Origin of the sequence: Kitasatospora nipponensis, from assembly GCF_039528135.1 — a bacterium.
GTDB lineage: Bacteria > Actinomycetota > Actinomycetes > Streptomycetales > Streptomycetaceae > Kitasatospora > Kitasatospora nipponensis.
Genome location: NZ_BAAALF010000405.1, coordinates 1 through 2039 on the forward strand (window position 1 = coordinate 1; position 2039 = coordinate 2039).

The following is a 2039-nucleotide window of genomic DNA, read 5'->3' on the forward strand; positions in this document are numbered from 1 at the left end:
GCCACCGGCCGGCGCCCGGCGCCCAGCGGTTCAGGAACGCGTCCACCTGGTCGGCGTCCATGGTCCGGGCGTTGGAGAACGAGCCGTCGTCGGTGGCGGTGCGCACGGTGCCGTCCGCCTTCAGGACCACCAGCGCGGGGATCCCGCTGTTCCGCAGGTCGACGTAGTCGGCCGCGAGTTCGAGGTTGTGGTCGAACTGGCCCACGTCGACGGGGACCACGAGGTAGTTGCGCTGAAGCACCGGCGCGACACCCGGGCCACCGAAGACCTGGTCCAGCGCCCTGCAGTCGGGGCACCAGTTGGCGCCGAAGTCCAGCAGGACCTCGCGGTGGTCCGTCGCCGCGGTGGTCAGCGCCGCCTTGATGTCGGCCTTCGCGTCCCGGGTCGCGTCGTAGCCCGCGGGCACCGGCTCACCGGCCGCCGTGGGCGCAGCGCTCGCCGGGGTCGCGGTGGCGAGCGGCGTGGTCGGGGACGGTGCCGTGGTCGGCGACGCGGTCGGTGCCGTGGCGACCGGCGGCGCCGAGGTCGCCGGGTCCGCCGTCGCGGAGAGCCTCGCCGTTCCGCTCGTGCCGGCCCCGCAGCCGGCGGTGAGTGCGACGGCCGCCGCGACGGCAGCCAGAACCAGGCGTACGTGACGCATGTGCTCCCCCTGTGATCGATCACACCCCGCGGTGATCACTCGCAGGAGAATAGCGTCACCGGGCGCACGGCACGCCGCCCGGGCCCGCCGCCACCGTCCCGGCCACGCCGCGGGCCGAGCGGACCGGCCGCGGGCTCAGTAGCGCAGGCTCAGCTGCTCCCCGAGCTCGCGGAAGCCCAGCGCCCGGGCCACCCGCCGGGACGCGGCCGGCCGGGCCCGCCACTGGGGCAGCAGGCCGGCCTCGAGCGCGTGCGTCACGGCGGCGGAGGCGACCTGCCGGGCCAGTCCACGCGAGCGGTGGGCCGGGTCGGTGAGGACGCAGAGGTGGGCCGCGCCACCGGGCCAGCTGCGGTAGCCGCAGGCCGCGACCGCCACCGGAGCGCCGTCGGCCCGCTCGCCGTCGACCACGGTGAAGACCGGCGAGGTGACGTCGGCCAGGCCGCACTCGTCGCGGTCCTCCTGGCCGGCGCGGGCCAGCAGTTCCTGGATCGCCCGGTGGCCGGCCGGCAGGGCGACCACCGCCCGCGCGGGTCCGGTCACCGGGCGGAACAGCTCCGCCGAGAGGTACCCGAGCCGGGCCGGGCCGAGGACCTCGCGCGGCGGTGCGAGCGCGCCCAGCCGCAGCGGGTCGGCGAGCGCGGCGGCGGTCAGCACGGCGGCCGCGCGGCGCAGTTGCTCGGCGACGGCCTCGGTGGGCGCGGTCAGCAGCGCGGTGTCGCCCAGCCGGACCACCCCGGCCCAGCCGGGCGGGCAGAGACCCGACCCGGGTGCCACCTCGACGGTGACGGGGGCGCCCGGGTAGGCGGTCGACGGGACGCCGGCCAGGACGGTCCAGAGCCGCTGGGCGCGGGCCAGAAGATCATCACTCATGCGGGCATGGTGGCACGGCGCCCCCGGCCCGCTCCCCCGGTTTTCCGGCTCGCGGTCGCCGCCGGACCGGTCGGGCCGGGCGGGGTCACTCGGGGGCCGGGCGGGGTCACTCGGGGGCCGGGCGGGGCGGTCAGGCCGCGGTGAGGGCCTCGGGGACCGTCAGCTCGCCCGCCACCAGCTCCACCGTGCGCCCCACCAGGGGCGCCGGCTCGGTCAGCAGGCCGGCGAGGACGGCTGCCACGTCCGCCCGTGGGACGGCGCCGCGTCCGGTCGAGTCGGCGATCCGGACCCGTCCGGAGCCCGGTTCGTCGGTCAGCCGGCCCGGGCGCAGCACCGTCCAGTCCAGGTCACCGCGGGCGCGCAGGTCGTCGTCGGCCGCGCCCTTGGCGCGCAGGTAGGCGCCGAAGACCGGGTCCGCGCCGTCCCCGGCCCGGGCGTCGGCGCCCATCGAGGAGAGCATCAGGTACCGGCGCACCCCGGCCACCCGCACTGGTACGACTACGCCTGCACCGTCGTCTACATGTCGCAC

The 2039-nt window shown here is 77.8% G+C and carries 3 protein-coding genes; all 3 read right to left on the reverse strand.

Annotated elements, in window-relative coordinates; all coding sequences use genetic code 11:
* Window positions 1-640: thioredoxin family protein (locus tag ABD323_RS40650; RefSeq protein WP_344447141.1), on the reverse strand; the 640-nt coding region annotated here is incomplete at its 3' end.
* Window positions 641-775: 135 nt separating this feature from the next.
* Window positions 776-1510 carry a GNAT family N-acetyltransferase gene (locus ABD323_RS40655; protein ID WP_344447143.1) on the reverse strand — a complete coding sequence of 245 codons (735 nt, stop codon included), beginning with the start codon at window positions 1508-1510 and terminating at the stop codon, window positions 776-778.
* Between the two features lie 130 nt (window positions 1511-1640).
* Window positions 1641-2039, reverse strand: a 399-nt coding sequence (locus ABD323_RS40660) for an SDR family oxidoreductase (protein WP_344447144.1), incomplete at its 5' end; no start/stop codon positions are given.

Bases quoted from the DNA above. Each gene is read 5' to 3' on its own strand.
- ABD323_RS40655 (WP_344447143.1), bottom strand. From the start codon at position 1,510: ATGAGTGATGATCTTCTGGCCCGCGCCCAGCGGCTCTGGACCGTCCTG.